Origin of the sequence: Streptomyces sp. NPDC086835 (assembly GCF_044745705.1) — a bacterium.
GTDB lineage: Bacteria > Actinomycetota > Actinomycetes > Streptomycetales > Streptomycetaceae > Streptomyces.
The window spans coordinates 331,501-332,173 of sequence record NZ_JBIVAU010000011.1 but is presented as its reverse complement, the minus strand read 5'-3'; the positions used below and the strand labels follow the sequence as shown (position 1 = coordinate 332,173).

Genomic DNA, 673 nt, shown 5'->3' with positions numbered 1-673 from the left:
GCCCGGTTACATTCCGAACCCGGAAGCTAAGCCTTTCAGCGCCGATGGTACTGCAGGGGGGACCCTGTGGGAGAGTAGGACGCCGCCGAACAATCTTTCAGGACCCTTGGTCCAGCGTTCACGCTGGACCAAGGGTCCTTTTTGCTTTGCCGAGAATGACGAAGCGCGGCCGATCGCCGGCTGCGCGAGAATGACTGTGGTACCCGATGACAGGAGTCACGCCGATGTCCCCCAACTCTTCCGACGATCGTCCGGAACGCGAACCGCGTCGCAAGGACGGTGGTGACAGGGGCGGCTTCCGCGGCGGTCGCGACGACAGGGACCGTGGTCCCCGCCGTGACAACGACCGCGGTGACCGCGGTGGCTTCCGTGGTGCCCGTGACGACCGCGGTGGTCGCCCCGCCGGTGGTGGTGGGGGCGGCTTCCGTCGTGACGACCGCCCCGGTGACCGCGACCGTGGCCCGCGCCGCGAGGACGATCGCGGTGGCTACCGAGGCCCCCGCGACGGTGGCGACCGCGGTGGTCGCCCCAGCGGTGGTGGCGGATACGCGCCTCGTCCCGCTGGTGGCGGTGGCGGTGGCTTCCGTCGTGACGACCGTTCCGGTCAGAGCGGTTTCCCGCGTCGTGATGACCGTCAGGGTGGTTTCCGTCGTGACGACCGTCCCGGTGGGGT

Annotated in this window: 1 rRNA gene and 1 pseudogene; both read left to right on the top strand. The window is 69.2% G+C overall.

Annotated features, from left to right (window positions below):
* Nucleotides 1–91, top strand: a 5S ribosomal RNA gene (gene rrf / locus ACIPJI_RS31085); the annotation flags it as partial.
* A 245-nt stretch (nucleotides 92–336) separates the two neighbouring features.
* Nucleotides 337–673: pseudogene (locus tag ACIPJI_RS31080) on the top strand (hypothetical protein); the annotation flags it as partial.